Annotated in this window: 19 protein-coding genes and 1 pseudogene; 6 read left to right on the top strand and 14 right to left on the bottom strand. The window is 50.0% G+C overall.

Going from position 1 to position 18,240, the window contains the following annotated elements:
- Positions 1 to 123 precede the first annotated feature (123 nt).
- Both ACUVQO_RS17545 and ACUVQO_RS17550 read right to left on the bottom strand, forming a co-directional pair.
- The gene (locus ACUVQO_RS17545) at positions 124 to 1,224 is read right to left on the bottom strand and encodes a hypothetical protein (RefSeq protein WP_445927131.1); all 1,101 of its coding nucleotides are present in this window, start codon (positions 1,222 to 1,224) and stop codon (positions 124 to 126) included.
- 225 nt (positions 1,225 to 1,449) lie between these two features.
- A complete protein-coding gene (locus ACUVQO_RS17550) occupies positions 1,450 to 1,875 on the bottom strand; it encodes a hypothetical protein (protein ID WP_445927132.1) in 426 nt (141 codons plus the stop codon).
- Positions 1,876 to 2,177: 302 nt separating this feature from the next.
- On the opposite strand from ACUVQO_RS17550, the pseudogene ACUVQO_RS17555 reads away from it, so the two are divergent.
- Positions 2,178 to 3,155: pseudogene (locus ACUVQO_RS17555) on the top strand (integron integrase).
- On the opposite strand, the gene ACUVQO_RS17560 reads toward ACUVQO_RS17555, so the two are convergent.
- From ACUVQO_RS17560 to ACUVQO_RS17585, 6 genes are all read right to left on the bottom strand, one after another.
- The gene (locus ACUVQO_RS17560; RefSeq protein WP_445927133.1) at positions 3,152 to 3,370 is read right to left on the bottom strand and encodes a hypothetical protein; all 219 of its coding nucleotides are present in this window, start codon (positions 3,368 to 3,370) and stop codon (positions 3,152 to 3,154) included. The pseudogene ACUVQO_RS17555 and the gene ACUVQO_RS17560 sit on opposite strands and share 4 nt — an antisense overlap.
- Before the next feature lie 22 nt (positions 3,371 to 3,392).
- Complete coding sequence (gene pta / locus ACUVQO_RS17565; RefSeq protein WP_445927134.1) at positions 3,393 to 5,492, bottom strand: phosphate acetyltransferase; 2,100 nt, start codon at positions 5,490 to 5,492, stop codon at positions 3,393 to 3,395.
- Positions 5,493 to 5,679: 187 nt separating this feature from the next.
- The gene (gene acs / locus ACUVQO_RS17570; protein WP_445927135.1) at positions 5,680 to 7,734 is read right to left on the bottom strand and encodes an acetate--CoA ligase; all 2,055 of its coding nucleotides are present in this window, start codon (positions 7,732 to 7,734) and stop codon (positions 5,680 to 5,682) included.
- Positions 7,735 to 7,823: 89 nt separating this feature from the next.
- Complete coding sequence (locus ACUVQO_RS17575) at positions 7,824 to 8,747, bottom strand: histone deacetylase family protein (protein ID WP_445927136.1); 924 nt, start codon at positions 8,745 to 8,747, stop codon at positions 7,824 to 7,826.
- A 6-nt stretch (positions 8,748 to 8,753) separates the two neighbouring features.
- Positions 8,754 to 9,392, bottom strand: a complete 639-nt coding sequence (locus ACUVQO_RS17580) for a histidine phosphatase family protein (RefSeq protein WP_445927137.1) — start codon at positions 9,390 to 9,392, stop codon at positions 8,754 to 8,756.
- Between the two features lies 1 nt (position 9,393).
- A complete protein-coding gene (locus ACUVQO_RS17585; protein WP_445927138.1) occupies positions 9,394 to 11,967 on the bottom strand; it encodes a glycogen/starch/alpha-glucan phosphorylase in 2,574 nt (857 codons plus the stop codon).
- Between the two features lie 384 nt (positions 11,968 to 12,351).
- Between ACUVQO_RS17585 and ACUVQO_RS17590 the strand changes: the two genes are divergently transcribed.
- Together ACUVQO_RS17590 and ACUVQO_RS17595 are read left to right on the top strand one after the other, a co-directional pair.
- Positions 12,352 to 13,212 carry an alpha/beta fold hydrolase gene (locus ACUVQO_RS17590; RefSeq protein ID WP_445927139.1) on the top strand — a complete coding sequence of 287 codons (861 nt, stop codon included), beginning with the start codon at positions 12,352 to 12,354 and terminating at the stop codon, positions 13,210 to 13,212.
- Positions 13,213 to 13,430: 218 nt separating this feature from the next.
- Positions 13,431 to 13,559 (top strand): photosystem I reaction center subunit VIII, encoded by a 129-nt coding sequence (locus tag ACUVQO_RS17595; protein WP_445927140.1) that lies wholly within the window; start codon positions 13,431 to 13,433, stop codon positions 13,557 to 13,559.
- A 257-nt stretch (positions 13,560 to 13,816) separates the two neighbouring features.
- On the opposite strand, the gene ACUVQO_RS17600 is transcribed toward ACUVQO_RS17595, so the two are convergent.
- The 6 genes from ACUVQO_RS17600 to ACUVQO_RS17625 all read right to left on the bottom strand — a co-directional run bounded on the left by ACUVQO_RS17600 (position 13,817) and on the right by ACUVQO_RS17625 (position 16,126).
- Complete coding sequence (locus ACUVQO_RS17600; protein WP_445927141.1) at positions 13,817 to 13,936, bottom strand: photosystem II reaction center protein J; 120 nt, start codon at positions 13,934 to 13,936, stop codon at positions 13,817 to 13,819.
- 141 nt (positions 13,937 to 14,077) lie between these two features.
- Positions 14,078 to 14,197: a photosystem II reaction center protein L gene (locus ACUVQO_RS17605; protein ID WP_445927142.1), complete on the bottom strand. Its 120-nt coding sequence runs from the start codon at positions 14,195 to 14,197 to the stop codon at positions 14,078 to 14,080.
- Between the two features lie 8 nt (positions 14,198 to 14,205).
- Positions 14,206 to 14,340 carry a cytochrome b559 subunit beta gene (psbF, locus tag ACUVQO_RS17610; RefSeq protein ID WP_445927143.1) on the bottom strand — a complete coding sequence of 45 codons (135 nt, stop codon included), beginning with the start codon at positions 14,338 to 14,340 and terminating at the stop codon, positions 14,206 to 14,208.
- A 23-nt stretch (positions 14,341 to 14,363) separates the two neighbouring features.
- Complete coding sequence (gene psbE / locus ACUVQO_RS17615) at positions 14,364 to 14,612, bottom strand: cytochrome b559 subunit alpha (protein WP_233745869.1); 249 nt, start codon at positions 14,610 to 14,612, stop codon at positions 14,364 to 14,366.
- A gap of 93 nt (positions 14,613 to 14,705) precedes the next feature.
- Complete coding sequence (locus ACUVQO_RS17620; protein ID WP_445927144.1) at positions 14,706 to 15,725, bottom strand: photosynthesis system II assembly factor Ycf48; 1,020 nt, start codon at positions 15,723 to 15,725, stop codon at positions 14,706 to 14,708.
- A gap of 65 nt (positions 15,726 to 15,790) precedes the next feature.
- Positions 15,791 to 16,126: a rubredoxin gene (locus ACUVQO_RS17625; RefSeq protein ID WP_445927145.1), complete on the bottom strand. Its 336-nt coding sequence runs from the start codon at positions 16,124 to 16,126 to the stop codon at positions 15,791 to 15,793.
- Between the two features lie 376 nt (positions 16,127 to 16,502).
- Here ACUVQO_RS17625 and ndhC point away from each other — a divergent pair, with 376 nt between their 5' ends.
- The 3 genes from ndhC to ACUVQO_RS17640 are packed head-to-tail and all read left to right on the top strand — an operon-like array spanning position 16,503 to position 18,083.
- The gene (gene ndhC, locus ACUVQO_RS17630) at positions 16,503 to 16,865 is read left to right on the top strand and encodes a photosynthetic/respiratory NAD(P)H-quinone oxidoreductase subunit C (protein WP_445927146.1); all 363 of its coding nucleotides are present in this window, start codon (positions 16,503 to 16,505) and stop codon (positions 16,863 to 16,865) included.
- On the top strand, positions 16,862 to 17,566 hold the full coding sequence (ndhK, locus tag ACUVQO_RS17635; RefSeq protein WP_445927147.1) for a photosynthetic/respiratory NAD(P)H-quinone oxidoreductase subunit K: 705 nt from the start codon (positions 16,862 to 16,864) through the stop codon (positions 17,564 to 17,566). Before ndhC ends, ndhK begins: the two co-directional genes overlap by 4 nt.
- Positions 17,559 to 18,083: an NAD(P)H-quinone oxidoreductase subunit J gene (locus ACUVQO_RS17640; RefSeq protein WP_445927148.1), complete on the top strand. Its 525-nt coding sequence runs from the start codon at positions 17,559 to 17,561 to the stop codon at positions 18,081 to 18,083. The genes ndhK and ACUVQO_RS17640 overlap by 8 nt, the downstream gene beginning before the upstream one ends.
- The last annotated feature ends 157 nt before the right edge of the window (positions 18,084 to 18,240 follow it).

The following is an 18,240-nucleotide window of genomic DNA, read 5'->3' on the forward strand; positions in this document are numbered from 1 at the left end:
TCCGAACGGCTCAACCCCTTTAGAGCCGAAATTAACTCTGATGAAACCATACAAAATACCCTAGCTACTCTTTTTTCGATTCTAGTCAGTCTAATCTGTTGCCACAAAGTATTGGTTGGCGAACTATTCAGCCTCCTCAGCATACTCATCTAAAACGCTATCTGATAAATGTGATAAGTGTCTTTGCTTTAACAACTCTTGAACACTTTCATAAGAAAGGTAAGTACACCTTTCTGACAATGGAGCTACATCAAGCAATGAAAAGACAGGTCTCCGGATTTCCTGAAACACCTTGTCTCGTCGTTCAGTAGGTACAACTATATGCAACTTTATGTTCATATTCGGCTGAAGTGCCAGCAAGTCTGCCATTCTAAGAATACCGGAATAAATTGAAGTAGTATGCTCAACCTCAAAAGTACGAACAATAGCACGCCGTTTTAACCACAGTACGTCAATTTGCTCAATGGTTTTGAGCGTCGTTTCATCATAATTAAGAGGTAGAACATCCAGCAGAACGTGATCTTGATCATTCCATTCTTTTAGAACTGTGCTTCGATCGCTACGTGGCAACCAGATTGACATTCCCATCTGAGAACCAATTCTAGCGATTAAAGATTGCACCTTGATTGATTCACGGACCTCTGGTTGATCTACAGTGCTTTCAACTTCATCTTTTGTATCCTGGGGAACAGTTACAGCTACAACTTTATCTATTCGATTAATACGATGTGTAATTAGTTTTTGGTATTCATCCTCATCAATATCAAAGAGTTCTCCTCTATTCACTTGTGACAACATGAACTCTTCAAGGAAATACCCATCGTTATTGGTCAATTGATTGAGACTATTACGAAGCTTCCCTGTCCACTTTGATGAGTTTTTATCGATTCCTTTAGTGAAGGATAAACGATTCCAAATTCTATCATCATGAATTAGAATTGCCTTTTCTTTAGGTAACCAGACGATTGGTTTAACCTTGAAGCGAACCACAAAAGGGTCATCTTGAGGAAAAAAAACTGGGGCATCATCTGAGAAGCATTCGCTTTGCACCTCAAAAACCCCTATCCATCGGGATAGCTTAGTCATGTAACAGATAAACTTATCACCGATTTTAATTCGGCTTGCAGCGTTTTGTTGACGTAAACGAAATCCAGTGACATCACGATTCGATTTCGAGAATGCTTCATAAGTTTCTGGGGAAAAGATATTCAGGTAGTACGCCAACTTCTAATGCTCCTAGTTTTACGTCCCTACCTGATTTTAAGCAATGAAATAGAGTTGGTCACCCTACAGACAATTTCGCAGTTGCTTCCTCACCGAAAGCTCAAGTCACCTAACGACCAAGCTCACCCGCGGCGGCCGCAGGTGAGACGTTGAACTCCGAAAAACCGTAATGCGGCCACCGTCGGGTGCAGCGACTGGTTCGCTGGCGGCCCCTTCAGCTACGGCCTACAGCCCCGAGCCGATTCGCTCCCACTTCTCGCGGAACTCGTCCGTGGCGTAGTCGCGCGGTTGGAGCCAATAGCTGATCTTGCCATTCTTCTCCCCTCGGTGGATCAGCCTGCGCACTTCGTCCGGGGTCAGCACGAAGCACTCCGGCGTCTCACGGATGACATGCCGACAGACGACCACGAAGTCGGCGAACAGGTGATCCAGCTTGTTGCTCATGGGGACGGGGCTCCCCTTGGACAGCGTCTTCACCTGGATTGTGTATTTGCGAGCCGCGTCTTGGCTGTAGATCACGATGTCGATGCCCTTGGCGTTGCGGGCCGTGGGCATGACATTCCAGCCCAGCCGCGACAATCGGTAGCACACGTAAAACATGCCGATGTTGCCGACGGTCTGCTGGTTAGCGATCGGCTGAGGAATCGGCATGGCAACCTCGTGGCAACAGAAACCAAGCCAGCGAACTATATTTTTCAACCGCTGGGATCGATCTAATATATCTATAAAGAAAGTATATTAGGTTGCTGGCTGCGGCCTAATACCCTTAATAAAAGTTTCAACCGTTGAGTGCGGTCTAATCCCCCAAATCCCCTTCCTATGCCGTTGGCTGCGGTCTAATATCCCAATAAGGGGCTTTTGCCGCTGAGGACGGATAAATTCCTGAGTACCCTTGTTCTATTCTAGTGACTTGGGGATACTGAGTATAATTAGCAACTCAAGTTTTGTCAGAAATGGATGCATCCCCGAATCCTCAACCGCCACGCCTGCTCGACCAGGTCAAGCAGGTGATGCGGCTCAAACACTACAGCCTCAGGACAGAAGAGTCCTACATTCTCTACTACATTCGTCAGTACATCCTGTTTCATAATAAGCGTCATCCCAAAGAAATGGGCGTTGATGAAATCCGAGCTTATCTCTCTTACCTGGCAGTGGAGAAAAACGTGGCAGCTTCGACTCAAAATGTGGCCCTGAGTGCCCTGCTGTTTTTGTATCAACACGTACTCAAGGTCGAACTGCCCTATATCGACCATATCGAACGAGCGCAAAAACCAATCAGGCTGCCTGTTGTCTTTACGCGCACAGAGGTGAAACAAGTTTTGAGTCACCTTCAGGGAGTACATCATCTGCTCGCCAGCCTGTTGTATGGTTCTGGATTACGTCTGAGCGAATGCTTGCGGCTCAGAGTGAAGGATCTGGATTTTGAGTATCGCCAGATCACGGTGCGGGATGGCAAAGGCGAGGTAGACCGCAAGACGATGCTGCCAGAATCGACTATTGAATCTTTGAAACGGCAACTGGAACACGCCCGGTTGTTGCATCAACAGGATTTATCAGAGGGCTTGGGGGCGGTGTATCTGCCCTATGCGTTGGAGCGCAAGTACCCAAAAGCCAATCGGCAGTGAGGGTGGCAGTATGTGTTTCCGGCAGAGCGGCGATCGCGCGACCCCCGTTCGGGCGAAATTCGCCGACATCACCTTTTAGAAGATGCATTACAGCGGGCAGTCAAGCAGGCAATTCAGCAAGCCCAGATTACAAAACACAGTAGCTGCCATACGTTTCGACACAGTTTTGCCACTCACCTGTTGGACGATGGCTACGACATTCGCACCATTCAGGAATTGTTGGGACACAAGGATATCAAAACGACGATGATCTATACCCATGTACTCAATCGGGGTGGCAGGGGGGTTCGGAGTCCACTGGATTAGCTAGATGGCTTCAGTCTAAAATGCTGCTGAGGCTGATTAGAATGCTCAGTAACTTCGCCCAGAGCGTCTTGAATCACTTCATCACTGACACCATGACGCTTTAGACTGGCAATCAACGCAGATACGGTATCGCTTTCCAACCACTCCAGGTCAGCCCGCAACCCCTGGCCAATGTAAGTCCGCACTAGAGGTTGATACCTAGAAAAACCAAGCAAAGGTGCGATTCGCCACTCTTCTCTATTTACGACCTTTCAACGCTTGCGCTTGAATTGCCGTAATTGCCACGGTATTGACAATATCGGGGACGGTGCAGCCGCGGCTGAGGTCGTTGACGGGTTTTTTTAAGCCTTGCAGAACGGGACCGATCGCCACGGCATTGGCCGATCGCTGGACGGCTTTGTAGGTGTTATTTCCGGTGTTCAGGTCAGGGAAGATGAACACGCTGGCATGTCCGGCGACTTCATTTCCTGGCAGTTTGGTTCTAGCGACGTTTTCATCGACAGCGGCATCGTACTGAATCGGGCCAGCAATTTTCAGGTCGGGTCGCAGGTCTTGTACCCGGCGAGTTGCCGTTTTCACCTTATCCACATCCTCGCCCTGACCGGAATCTCCAGTGGAGTAGGAGAGCATGGCGATCCGGGGTTCAATGCCAAAGGTTTGAGCGGTTTGGGCGGAACTAATGGCAATATCGGCCAGTTGTTCAGCCGTGGGATTGGGATTCACAGCACAGTCACCATAAACCAGGACGCGATCGTCCAGACACATAAAAAAGACACTGGAGACGATCGAGCATCCAGGGACAGGCTTAATGAATTCCAGGGCCGGACGAATTGTGTGAGCGGTGGTATGCAGCGCCCCGGACACCATGCCATCGGCCATATCTTTATAGACCATCATGGTGCCAAAGTAGCTGACATCCCGCATCACATCGTAGGCATAGTCCTGAGTAATGCCTTTATGCTTTCGTAATTCGTAGTAAGTGTGGGCATAGTCCTCAAACTGGTCAGAATAGAGGGGATCAATCAGGTTTACGCCATCCAGTTTCACATCCAGCGCGGCGATCGCTTCCCGGATCTTTTGCACATTGCCTAACAGCGTAATATCCACCACTCGTCGCCGTAATAAAATTTCCGCCGCCCGTAAAATTCGTTCATCCGTCCCTTCCGGCAGAACGATGTGCTGTTTCTGTGCCCGTGCCCGTTCAATCAGTTCGTACTCAAACAGCAGTGGAGTCATACGATCGGAGTAGGACGAGGTAATTCGTTCTGCCAGTTTTGCCGTATCCACATGCGACTCAAACACGCCCAGGGCAGAAGCAATTTTGCGCTGGTTATCAGGCGTGATGTCCGCCCGCACAGTATTGACATGCTGAGCAGTGGTGTAGGTATCCGTTTCCACACTGAGGATGGGGATATTCCAACGACTTAAACCCTCCATCAGTTGTTTGAGGGCAGGAGCTAAGGCCAATCCCCCTGTGAGGACAATGCCGGAGACGCTGGGAGAATGGTTAGAGAGGGAACTGGCAAAGCAAGCCAGAACGATATCGGCACGATCTCCAGGGGTGATCACCAGGTTGCCTTCCTGAATCCAGGTCAAGAAGTTGGGCACTTCCATCGCCGCCACCTTATACCCCGATACCTCGCGATTCAGTTGCTCCCGATCGCCGTACACCAGGTTGGCATTTAAGGCTCGAGAAATCTCAGCGACCGTCGGTTGGGTCAGCAAGGGGGCTTCTGGCAGCACAAACACTGGGTTATCTCCCGGCCACAGGTTCTCCAGTCGTTCTTGCACCAGGTTCATCTGGGCCACTGCAACCCGGTTGACAATTGTGGCCATAACTGTGCAGCCTGCCGCCAGGTAGGCTTCATGTTCCGTTTGCACGTTCGCTATGATTTCCTCGATGGTCTTGCCATCCGCATTGGCGATCGCCAGGATGGGAGCCGCTAACTGATTGGCCACCTGGGTATCAAAGTTATCGACCAGCGCCGGATCGATGTCGATGGAATTAACGCCTTCACAGACTACAAAGTCGCACTGCCGCTCCAGGAATTTGTACTTCTCAATCACCTCTTGCAGCAGTGCGTCAAACTGTCCATCGGCAATTAACCGTCGCGCCCGGGTGTGAGGCATACCGAAATAGGCCGTGTAGGGAAATCCGGGTGTATAGCGACTGCTCACCAGTTCGATGTCATTATCCGCACGAGGGCTGTCATGAATCACAGGTCGAAAAAAGCCCAGCCTGGACACCCGCTTTGAGAGCAGTTCCATCAGACCCAGGACCACCAGAGACTTGCCACTACTGGGTTCGATCGCGGCAACATAGAGATTCTTTAGCATAATTCCAAAGGTAAGTTGGCACTGATCATTCGTCATTGCTTAAGGCGTGCATCATGACACCGATCCGGGTATCGAGGATCAGCACCCACAGCAAATTAGCAAAAAATCGTAGGATGGGCAAAGAGCAACGCCGTGCCCATCCCATGATTCTGTGGCATCTAAATGGGCACACGTTGTTTTGCCCATCCTACTTCTGCGGTTTGAATCTAATACGTACATAACGATACCGATCGGGGTATCGAGGATCAGCACCGGACGCTGCGAATTGGGGATCAACTCTATGTTCGCAGTTGCTCCAGAACCTTGTGATCTTCCAGGGTGGAAATATCGCCTGCGACTGTCTCGCCGCTTGCCAGTGCCGCAAAACTCGCCGCATAATTTTGCCAGAGCGGGTTTTCGGCAGGGCATCAGCAAAGCGGATTTCACTGGGACGGGCGATCGCCCCGATACTTTCCACTACATGCTGCTTCAGGTCTTGCACTAGTGCATCTGAGGGCACATAACCATCCTCCAGGGTGACAAAGGCCACAATTTCTTCCCCCTTACTTTCTTCCGGTCTGCCTACCACAGCGGCTTCTGCAACTGCCTCATGAGCTACCAGGGCAGATTCGATTTCAGCACTACCCAGGCGATGTCCGGCAATCTTAATCACATCATCCACCCGACCCATAATCCAGTAATAGCCATCGCTGTCTTTACGGGCACTATCGCCAGTAAAGTAAAGGTAGTTCCCGTTTTTGGGTGGAATTGGCTCCCAGTAGGTGGTGCGGTAGCGATCGGGGCTGTTGTATAGCGTTCGCAGCATCCCAGGCCAGGGCTGTTTAATGACCAGATAACCGCCCTGATTAACTCCCACGGGATTTCCTTCCATGTCTACTACATCTACAACAATGCCAGGAAAGGGCAGCGTTGCTGAACCCGGTTTTGTGGGGATGGCACCCGGCAGGGGAGAAATCAAGATCCCCCCTGTTTCTGTTTGCCACCAGGTATCGACGATCGGGCAGCGCTCACCACCAATCACCTGGTAGTACCACATCCAGGCAGAGGGATTGATCGGTTCACCCACCGAACCCAATAACCGCAAAGACGATAAATCTCGGGCTGCCGGTACGGCTTCACCCGTTTTAATAAAGGATCGAATGGCCGTCGGAGCGGTATAGAAGATAGTTACCCGATATTTCTCAATCACATCCCAGAAACAGCCCGGATTAGAAGCACGGGGAGCGCCTTCATACATCAGGGTGGTGGCCCCATTGGACAGGGGACCATAGACCACATAACTGTGTCCTGTGATCCAACCTACATCGGCAGTACACCAGAGAATATCGCTATCTTTGATGTCAAAAATCCATTGGGCAGTGATATGGCTGAACAGGTTGTAACCGCCTGTGGTATGCACAACGCCTTTCGGTTTGCCCGTGGTGCCAGAGGTGTAGAGGATGAATAACAGGTCTTCGCTGTCCATGGGTTCTGCTGGACAGTCGGAGGAGGCTGTGGCTTGTAACTCATGCCACCAGCGATCGCGGTCTGGAGTCATGGCCACCTCTTGTCCCGTACGTTGAACCACCAGCACATGCTGAACACTGGGTACGGCATGATCAGCAAGTGCCCGGTCTACCTGCTCTTTGAGGGGAACGATCGCGTCTTTGCGCCACCCTCCATCAGCCGTGATGACTAGCTTGGCCTGGGCATCCTGGAGGCGGCTTTTCAGGGCTTCGGCGCTAAACCCGCCAAAAACAACCGTATGGGGTGCACCGATGCGAGCACAGGCCAGCATGGCGATCGCGGCCTCCGGAATCATAGGCAGGTAGATACCGACGCGATCGCCCTTCTGCACCCCCAATTGTTTCAGCACATTGGCCATCTGGCAGACTTCCTGATGCAGTTGAGCGTAGGTGAAGGTGCGTCCATCACCAGGTTCCCCTTCCCAGATCAGGGCCAATTTGTCCCGCCGGCCATTCGTCAAATGCCGATCCAGGCAATTGTAAGACACATTCAGTTGGCCGCCCACAAACCACCGGGCAAAGGGGGGGTGCCAATCCAGCACCTTTTCCCATCGTTGAAACCAGTGCAACTCCTGTTCTGCTAGGTTTGCCCAAAAGGTTTCGGGGTCAGCGATCGCCTGTTGATAGAGGCGTTGATACGCTTCCAGACTGTTAATCCGTGCAGTTTGGGAAAAATCAGCCGGGGGCTGAAATAACCGCTCTTCTTGCAGAATAGATTCGATCGTGGCTTGTAGCATAATGTTTCCCCTTGGAAAACAAAAAACAATTCAACACGCAGATTCAGTCGAGTGTGTGGTAAATGCTCATGAAAATGCCCGTAAGCTACTTATTTCAAACAACTCTCAATCGTTGCAACAACCGATTGAGCCAGGGTTTCCAGGTTGTACCCTCCTTCTAGCCCAAATACAATCCGCCGGGTAATCTGTAAACAATACTTTGTAAACACACCATAGTCTTGGGGTTGGAGACAAATATCTGCGAGGGGATCAGTCGCCGTGGCACCGTAGCCAGCACTGACCAGCAACAGGTCAGGCTGAAAGTGAGTTAAAAATGGCATGACCTGTTGCTCAAACAACGGTTGGTAAACCGCGATCGTGCTTCCCGGTAGGATTGCCAGATTCAGCACGTTGTTGTGTGCTCCATGATTGTGAACATTGCCCGTGCCTGGAAATAGCGGCGATTCATGCAAGGAACAGTAGGCAATGTGAGGGTTATTGTGTACGATCACCTGGGTGCCATTGCCATAATGCACATCCCAGTCCAGAATCGCAACTCGATTCACACCGGGTTGTTGTAAAGCATAGAGGGCCGCGATCGCCTCATTGTTAAAAATGCAAAACCCCATTCCCCGCTCCGGCAAGGCATGGTGCCCCGGTGGACGGGCCAGAACAAAGACTGGCTCTCCCGTTGCCAGAGCCTCATCCACGCCATCCAACCAGGCACTCACCGCCAGCAACGCCACTTCATAGGTCTGGGGAGAAACAACAGTGTCACTGTCTAGCTCACCATCTCCCCGGTTTGCCAGATCCCGCACATGGTCGATGTATGCTTGAGCATGAGCCGCTTGCACCAGGGAAATCAGCTCGCTGGACGATCGCGCAGAGCCTGAGGGGGAACGCCACACCAACTGGTCTACCCAGGGCACATCTTCTAATGCCAACTTAATCGCAGTTAAACGATCTGGACTTTCCGGGTGAAACTCGCCTGGATCGTGTAATAAAAACTGATCCGAATAAATGATTGGAAACATGAACAATTACGTCCCCGGTCTACTCCTTAAAGGCTCAGGAATATGGTAGCGATCGCCCAGAACTTCCAGTAACGGGCCATAGCGGTCGAATTTGATGATGCTGAGGGAGGCAGTCAGCACGTTGATACGATCGCGGTAGCGGCCCAGGTCGATGCCCAGCAAGCTACAGAGGATGACTCGCAGGGTAGCTTTATGGGAGACAACCAGAACATTTCCGGTGGGGTAGTGTTGCTGGATTTCTGTAATCACTAAGGACGACCGACTGGCAAGTTGAACGGCGGTTTCTCCGCCGGTTGGCGGGTTCCAGGCGGGTTCCGTCAGCCAGTGAATGTAATCTTCTTCGTAAGCGTCCTTCACCTCCTCTGGTGATTTTCCTTCCCACTCGCCATAGGCCAGTTCTTTCAAGCCATCCCGGAGTTGCATTTCCAGGCCAATGGCTTCACATAAGGGTTTGGCTGTGGCGATCGTTCGTTTCATTGGACTGACATACACCGCTTCCCAGGGGAGGGAGGCATAGGCATCAGCAAATGCTTGCGCCATCTGCTTCCCCTCTGGAGTCAGTTCCGGATCCAGAGTGCCGCAATAACCCCCTCTCTGGCTGTACTCCGTTTCTCCATGCCGCAGCAGGTAAAGTTTGAGACTCATGTTAGAAGACTACTTTACAGTCGGTACTACTACTGTCAAAGCCACATCCTCCTTGTACATAATCTCTCAGTTCAATCTTGATTGGATGAACTTTCCAGATGTCATCACAGTAGTCCTGAATTGAGCGATCAGAGGAGAACTTGCCCATCCGAGCGGTGTTCAGAATGGACATCCGAGTCCAGTGATCCTGATCGCGATACGCCAAACTGACCCGATCTTGACAGTCTACGTAAGAGCGATAATCGGCCAGCAGGAAGTAGGGATCGCTGTAGAGTAAATTGTCAATCAGCGGTTTGAACAGATTGACATCCCCGTGGGAGAAAAACCCGGAAGCCACGCGATCGAGCGCTAGTTTCAGTTCTGGGTCATTCTCGTAATATTCCATCGGGTTATAGCCTGCGGCTCGTTTGGCGTAGACTTCCTCCGCGGTCAGGCCAAACAGGAAGAAATTTTCGGCTCCCACTTCTTCCAGGATTTCCACGTTTGCTCCATCCAGCGTGCCGATCGTCAGCGCCCCATTCATGGCGAACTTCATGTTGCCCGTACCGGAGGCTTCCTTGCCAGCCGTAGAAATTTGCTCAGACAGATCCGCAGCGGGATAGACCCGTTGAGCGAATTTAACACTGTAGTCTTTCAGGAATAGAACTTTTAACCGTCCTCGCACATCGGGATCGCGATTGACTACATCACCGATCGAGTTTATGAATTTAATAATCAGCTTGGCCAGGAAGTAGCCAGGAGCAGCCTTGCCGCCAAACAAGAAGGTGCGAGGAGTAATCTCGATATCGGGATTCGCCTTAATCCGGTTGTAGAGCGTGATGATATGCAGGGCATTCAGGTGTTGCCGCTTGTATTCGTGAATTCGTTTGGCCTGAATGTCAAACATCGAGGCCGGATCCACCTCAAGACCATAGTTCGCTTTGATGTAGTGTGCCAGATCTTGCTTAATTGCCAGTTTAATTTGGCGGAATTCCGCTCGGAACTCAGGATCATCTACGTAGGCTTCCAGTTTATGCAGTTCATCCAAATGCTTTACCCAGGTATGGCCAATTTTGCTGGTGATTAAACGGCACAAACGGGGATTACTCAGCACCATGAATCTTCGGGGTGTGACCCCATTGGTCTTGTTGTTGAACTTCCCTGGGAACATATCGTAGAAGTCATGCAAGACATCTTTCTTGAGCAGTTCGGTATGTAAAGCCGCCACCCCATTAATAGCAAAGCTGCCCACACAGGCCAGATTCGCCATCCTCACATAGCGCTCTCCACTTTCATCAATCAAAGACATGCGGTTAATCCGGGCGATATCATCGGGATATTTCAGCCGCACTTCATCTAAAAAGCGACGGTTAATTTCATAAATGATTTCTAGATGGCGGGGTAGCAGTTTACCAAATAAGTTGATCGGCCAGCGTTCTAGTGCTTCTGGCAAGAGTGTGTGGTTGGTGTAGGCGAACGTCTTGCTGGTAATATTCCAGGCTTGATCCCACTCCATACCGTGCTCATCTATCAGCAGGCGCATCAGTTCCGCGATCGCAATCGAAGGATGGGTATCATTCAGTTGCACCACAAATTTCTCATGGAAGCGATCGAGAGAAATATTTTGTCGCTCCAGGATGCGGATCATGTCTTGCAGGGAGCAGGAAACAAAGAAAAACTGTTGCTCCAGACGCAGGATTTTGCCCTGGGTCATGTTGTCGTTAGGGTACAGCACCTTGGAAATATTCTCCGATTCCATCTTTTTGTAGACCGCACCGGAGTAATCCCCTGCATTAAAAGCTGTGAAGTCGAAAGATTCGATTGCTTCCGATGACCATAATCTCAGGGTGTTACAGGTGTTTACCTGATAACCCAGGATAGGAGTGTCGTGGGGTACCCCGCGCACTACTTTGTCCGGCACCCAGCGTACGCGGTATTGGCCCCGCTCATTGGTAAAGGCTTCCGTATAGCCGCCAAATTTGACTTGGACTTCCCATTCTGGGCGGCTGATTTCCCAAGGATTGCCATAACTTAACCACTTATCGGTACTTTCAACCTGCCAACCATCGCGAATGTCCTGGTCAAAAATGCCGAATTCGTAGCGGATCCCATACCCAATGGAAGCAACTTCCAGGGTTGCCATCGAATCCAGATAGCAGGCAGCCAACCGCCCTAAGCCGCCGTTCCCCAGACCCGGTTCTTCTTCCTGTTCCATTAATTCATCCAGATCCAGGCCCAGTTCCTGCATGGCCTGTTTCACCTGATCAAAAATTCCCAGGTTAATCAGGTTATTCCCCAAGTGTGGCCCCATGAGAAATTCAGCGGAGAAGTAACAGACGGTTCGAGATCCCTGAGTGGTATAGACTTCTGCGGTATTAATCCAGCGCCGAAACAGGCGATCGCGCACCGTGTAGGCTAGGGCCATGTAGTAGTCGTTGCGGGTCGCGATTGCGGGAAACTTTCCCTGAATGTAGAAGAGATTATCCAGGAATGCCCGCTTCAACGCCTCAACACTTAAGCCTGTGCGATCGTCTTCAACCCTGACGTTGGCATTTTGAAAATTGATATCTTGAGTTTGCATCGGTTGCGTTTGCATAGAGGGATTCCCATTTCTCCTTCACAACTTGACCAGCCATAGTACTGAAAAACCAGGGGCTAAGCTGTACCAGAAACTGCACTTAATAGACCTGACTTATTGCCGCGGAAGAATTCCGGCTACTAAGAATGTATCGATCCTAATGCATAGATGACTGAGAGGATAGCCAGGGTATTTCTGGATACCCTAGCGAATAAACGAGGAAGACAAGATTTTTTACGGAGTTTTTTAAGGTGGGAGATTTGGGATCAGGGTGCTAACCCACCCTTGAACTGCACTTCTATGCTAGAAATTAGCTCCCATCACGCTGTCAACCTTCAGTATGAAGGAACGTTGCAACAGGCCATATTCCAGGAACTGTTGCCCTCCTGATAGGATAGTCATATGCCAACTATTGATATTTCAGGCATTCCTCACAGTTACGATTTCACTCCTGCAACCCACTCTCCTGATGTACTAGTTTTTATTCATGGCTGGCTTTTGAGTCGGCAATACTGGCACCCATTGATAGATCAATTGGCTTCTACCTATCAATGTTTAGCTTACGATCTCAGGGGATTTGGAGGCTCCTGTTCGCCTGCGATAGCTCAAGACGTTTTGCCCTCAGTCAGCTATAGTTTGGCTTCCTACGCTCAAGATCTGGGGCAGTTGTTGGAAAGCTTGCACCTGTCCAGAGTGTGGTTAGTGGGCCATTCCCTGGGTGGGAGCATCGCCCTGTGGGGAGCTTATCAATTTCCCGAACAGGTGCAGGGAGTGATCTGCATTAATGCGGGTGGGGGAATTTATCTCAAAGAAGAGTTCGATCGCTTCCGCACGATTGGTCAACAAATTGTCAAACTGCGTCCTCGTTGGTTGGCTCAGATTCCTGGTGTAGAACTAATTTTCTTAAGGGCGGGAACTGTGCGATCGCTCTCTCGCTACTGGGCACGACAGCGACTAATTGATTTTGTGACAGCCCATCCCGATGCCGCTCTAGGAGCTTTATTAGAATCTACGACTGAAGCTGAAGTGCATCGACTGCCTCAACTCGTAGCCAAACTGCACCAACCGCTTTACTTTATTGCGGGTGCCCAAGATTCAATCATGGCCCCACAGTATGTCAGACACTTAGCGAGTTTCCATGCTCTATTTCAAGACAGGGCCGCCAACGTCTTTGAAATTCCTGACTGCGGGCATTTAGCCATGCTGGAACAGCCCCAAGCCGTTGCAGAAATCATTCAAACGATCCTGGATGGCCATACCTGAACCTTGTCCAAGTCCAGAACCGTAGTTTCTTTTAGCGGATTCACCACGCCCCACCCTATACTTAATCCCTAATCTCAGGGCTATAGTTTGCTCATCTGAAAATCGCCGTAAAACAGGCCGTGGATTATTAAGAATTTTTAGAACTCACCAATGAAGCGCCACTTCGCAGTAGAGTCTGAACAGTTCATACTGAAATCATACAGATAGGAAACTTCGCTATGACCGGTTCATACGCAGCTTCGTTCTTACCCTGGATTTTGATTCCTGTTGTCTGCTGGCTGCTGCCTGCGGTTGTTTTTGGCCTCCTGTTCCTCTATATCGAGCGGGAAGATCCAAGTGGAATCTAGCGGAATCTAAAGTTTCTGCTTGCGTAACATCAATTAAACTTAAAAAACCGCTTCTCCGCTTGAAGAGGCGGTTTTTTAATATTTTTGCGATCGTCTAAAGACCGATAGAATGAAACACGCGATCCCCGCACAACGCTGAAGCTTCACGTCTCTAAAAGGAGTTATTCAAAATTACCAGAGAGGCTCTTAAACCAAGTCCAGTTAGAAAAACTGAGTTTCCCCCTGTAGGAGAAACAGACTTCTGGACTTGGGCAAGCTTAAATTGAAGAACCTAAACCAGCGTAAGCCCCATAAAAGAAGAGGCCTAACACCGCCAGCACGCCGATGCCAGCGATCGTCGCAACAATCCAGAGGGGAATTCTTCCAGAAGTCAGCACTAGATTTACCTCCTAATAATGCAAGAGTCCAAAGTACAGAAGCAATGGCAATGAGCTCAGCCTGATCCAGTTAAACCTTGTCCAAGTCCAAAACTGGAGTTTCCCTGATCGGAAAACGACCGTTCTCTAACTGGGCTTGGTTCAGTTAAAGAAGTAACTGGAAAACAGAATGCCAAGCACAAAAATTAGCAGCAAGCCCAGATACAGCGAAGTTCGGTTCAACTCTACGGGTTGCCTATTGGGATTGGGAGTTCTTTCCACAGCTTTGCCTACCTTTGAATAAACTGCATAGCGGCGATCGCGCCCAGGAAGAAAACAGTTGGAACAGCCAGGGCATGAACCGCCAGCCATCTCACCGTAAAAATTGGATAAGAAACAGGTTGATTGGGAGTATTGCTAGTCATATTGCTCAGAAGTTAACTAAAACCTACTTTTGAAGAAATTCTTCAATCTGTTGTTTGGCTTCATACCGCTTGGTTACGATCGGAGCCTTCACCTGATCCGCAGGATAGTACTCATTCGGACGGGGAGTTCCAAATACGTCGTAAGCCAAACCTGTGCTGACAAACAGCCATCCAGCAATAAATAATGCTGGGATGGTAATGCTATGAATTACCCAATACCGCACACTTGTGATAATGTCCCCAAACGGACGCTCTCCAGTGGTACCAGCCATTCAGATTCCTCCAACAACAGTTCGTTAAGATCTCATCCTCTATCATACGAGACAGTGACACCAGCGAATTAAACCTTGTTCAAGTCCCATGGGTTAGGCTGCCTCAGCCGATCGTTCGTACTTGAGCAACGTTCCTTGCTGACCAATAATGAACCCCTGCTCTGGGCCAAAGAACTTGATTTTGTAGAAATTAGAAGGCACATCCTCGACCGCTCGATCTTTCTCCCAGGTCTTCCCACCGTCAGAACTGTGGAGCAGATTGCCGCTGCCACCAGATACCCAAATTTCATTCGGCGTGCGGTAGGCCAAGTCAAGCAGTCCCCAACTGGTGGAAAACTCAGGGCTGATTGGCTCCTGCCACTCTTCTCCGTTGGGTTCATTGCTGAATTGAATCTGTCCACCTCGGGCTAACATCCACAGCCGCCCATCATTAGTGAATCCCATGTTCTGCACACGGCGGGAACTATTGCGGTTATGGGGTTCCCAGGCACTCTGTCCCGGTTCCCAGGTGGAGTAGAAGTTACCCCGTGCGGAAACTGCGACATATTTACCGTCTGCCGAACGAGAAATATTCCGAACTACCCCGACGGCTTCTTCCACCATTGCCTTCCAGGTTCTTCCCCCGTCTGTTGTGCGGTAAATAGCTCCCACATCAGTGGTCATTTCTGCCGATTTTGGCCCCAGAGCCAGCACCGTATTCGGTGAACCGGGTAACTTTTCACTCAAGGGGATCCGCGACCAGGACTTACCCTGATCTTCAGTGTGGAGCAAAATTGAAGGCTGACCGACAATCCAGCCTTCATCTCCGGAGAAGCTGACGGAAGTAAATCGATAGGGCTGGTCGAGATCCAGACTCCGCGTTTCCCAGGTGTTACCCCCATCGGTAGTTTCTACCAGAGTGGCGTTGGCCCCGACTAACCAACCGTGGCTATTGTTGGCAAAGCTAATATCCAACAGGTTGGCATTCGTGGGAACGGTGATCACTTTCCAGGGATTAACGCTAGTAGAGGGAAGATAGCCTCCACAGGCGGTACAGAGAATGGCAACGGCCAGCACCGCTAAGATTTTTTGTAAGAATGTGGCTATCCGCATCACAGTATCAATAGAAGACAATTGATGAGCATAAAGCAGGTTGTTTCTCTCAGGACGTTTTTTGCCATCTCAAAGTGGTTCCTGATTTACTGCAACCCATAAAGACTGAGAAAGAAGAGAAAGGCGAGGATTAACCCGCCAAAAATCAGAATATTTTTCTGGCCAGCAGTAAGGTTGTTAACCCCCAAACCATACCCCAGGTTTTCCTTAAACCCGGAGGGCGAGCCTTTCACTCCAATATTGCTGAATCGTGAAGTCCGGGCACCACAAACGGGACAACGCCAGTTTTGCGGTAGAGATTCAAAGGCAGTTCCGGGGGGCACCTGCTGTTTGTCATCTCCCTTGGTTGGCTCGTAGATATACCCACAAGCCTGACATTCATATCGATCCAGGGATTGTGGATCAATGGTTTCAGTACTCATTGGTGGCTGAGAAAATACTGAGTGAGTGAAAGTGAGTTACGTAGTTTAGAGAATTCAGCTTGGCAGGTCAGTCTGAGCCTATTGGGGTTAGAACTGAGCGCTGGACAAATCTGAAAACTCTATTAATTTATGATACGACTGAGGGGGGTTTGTTGGTAGGGGCAAGATTTTTGCTGAATGAATGGGTCGGCGCGATCGCAGTCTATAGACACACCTCACTAAAACACGAGCAAACTATTGAGTTGCTTCAAGGAATTGCTGTGTAATCTTCTATCATTTTGTAAAGAACGGCCCCCTATAATATGAGAGCGGTTAAGTTCTGCCGCTTCCGCTCTAACTCTGTGTACCGTAGTTCAGTACAAGGTAGTCACCCACTGTGTTTGTTCTTGCTGGATACGAATATTTATTAGGCTTTTTGCTGGTTTGTAGCCTGGTTCCAGCTCTGGCTTTGACGGCTGCCAAGCTCCTCCGTCCCAGCCGTCGCGGCCCGGAGCGACGCACCACGTATGAATCCGGCATGGAACCGATCGGCGGTGCCTGGATCCAGTTCAACATTCGTTACTATATGTTTGCACTGGTCTTTGTCATTTTCGACGTGGAAACCGTCTTCCTCTATCCGTGGGCGGTTGCGTTCAACCAGTTGGGGTTATTAGCCTTCGTTGAAGCGCTAATTTTTGTTGCCATCCTGGTAGTAGGTCTTGTTTATGCCTGGCGGAAAGGAGCACTGGAATGGTCATGAATTCTGAACGTGTAATGAATCCGATTGAGCGGCCCCAGGTCACTCAAGAATTGTCTGAGAATGTGATTCTGACGACCGTAGATGACCTGTATAACTGGGCACGGTTATCCAGTCTGTGGCCGATGCTGTATGGGACAGCTTGCTGTTTTATTGAGTTTGCGGCTCTGATCGGTTCTCGGTTTGACTTCGATCGCTTTGGTCTGGTGCCTCGCTCCACTCCCCGGCAGGCTGATCTGATCATCACTGCTGGCACTATTACGATGAAAATGGCTCCGGCTCTGGTGCGATTGTATGAGCAGATGCCTGAACCTAAGTATGTGATTGCGATGGGAGCCTGCACGATTACAGGTGGAATGTTTAGCGTGGATTCTCCCTCTGCGGTGCGCGGAGTCGATAAGCTGATTCCGGTAGATGTATATCTGCCCGGATGTCCTCCCCGACCCGAAGCAATTATTGATGCCATCATCAAGCTACGGAAGAAAATTTCTAATGAGTCAATTCAGGAAAGAGGGGCGCTGCGGCAGGTGCACCGTTATTACAGCACTACCCACAAGATGAAGCCTGTTGCTCCAATTTTGGATGGCAAATACCTGGAGGCTCCGACCAGAGAAGCTCCACCGAAGGAGTTGATGGAGGCGATCGGGATGCCCGTTCCGCCTGCTTTACTGACGGCACAGAAGGAGGACGTATCTCGTGGCTGATGAACAAGAGCAATTAGCTCAAACGGCTGCCCCGATTGTGGAAGCGGGCAAAACCTCAAAGTGGCTCACCGAAAATGGCTTTGACCATGAATTTTTAGGGCGGGATGCCTCTGGCGTTGAGGTGCTGAAAGTCGATCGCGATTTTCTGGTACCGATCGCCACTGCTCTCTATGCCAACGGCTTCAATTGCTTGCAGTGTCAGGGTGCGTATGATGCTGGCCCTGGTCAGGATCTGGTGAGCTTCTATCATCTGATTAAAATCAGCGATGATGCCGATCGCCCTGATGAAGTGCGCGTCAAGGTTTTCCTACCTCGCGAAAATCCCTCAGTTCCTTCCGTGTACTGGATCTGGAAAGCAGCGGATTGGCAGGAAAGGGAATCCTACGATATGTACGGCATCGTCTACGAAGGACATCCCAACCTGAAGCGGATTCTGATGCCCGAAGACTGGGTGGGTTGGCCCCTGCGGAAGGATTACATCTCGCCAGACTTTTACGAACTGCAGGATGCCTACTAAGGCAGAAGGCAAAAGTGATTTGATGAAACACTTCTCCTTTTTCTATCAGGTCTAGGCTATCTTTTCAAACTTGATGAAGGCTCAGGAAGAAAGCTCCTGAGTCTTAACTATTGAGGGGTTGGGGGAGCTATAAGTCCCGCGCTGTATGCGAAGCCTC

Source organism: Leptodesmis sp., assembly GCF_052746595.1.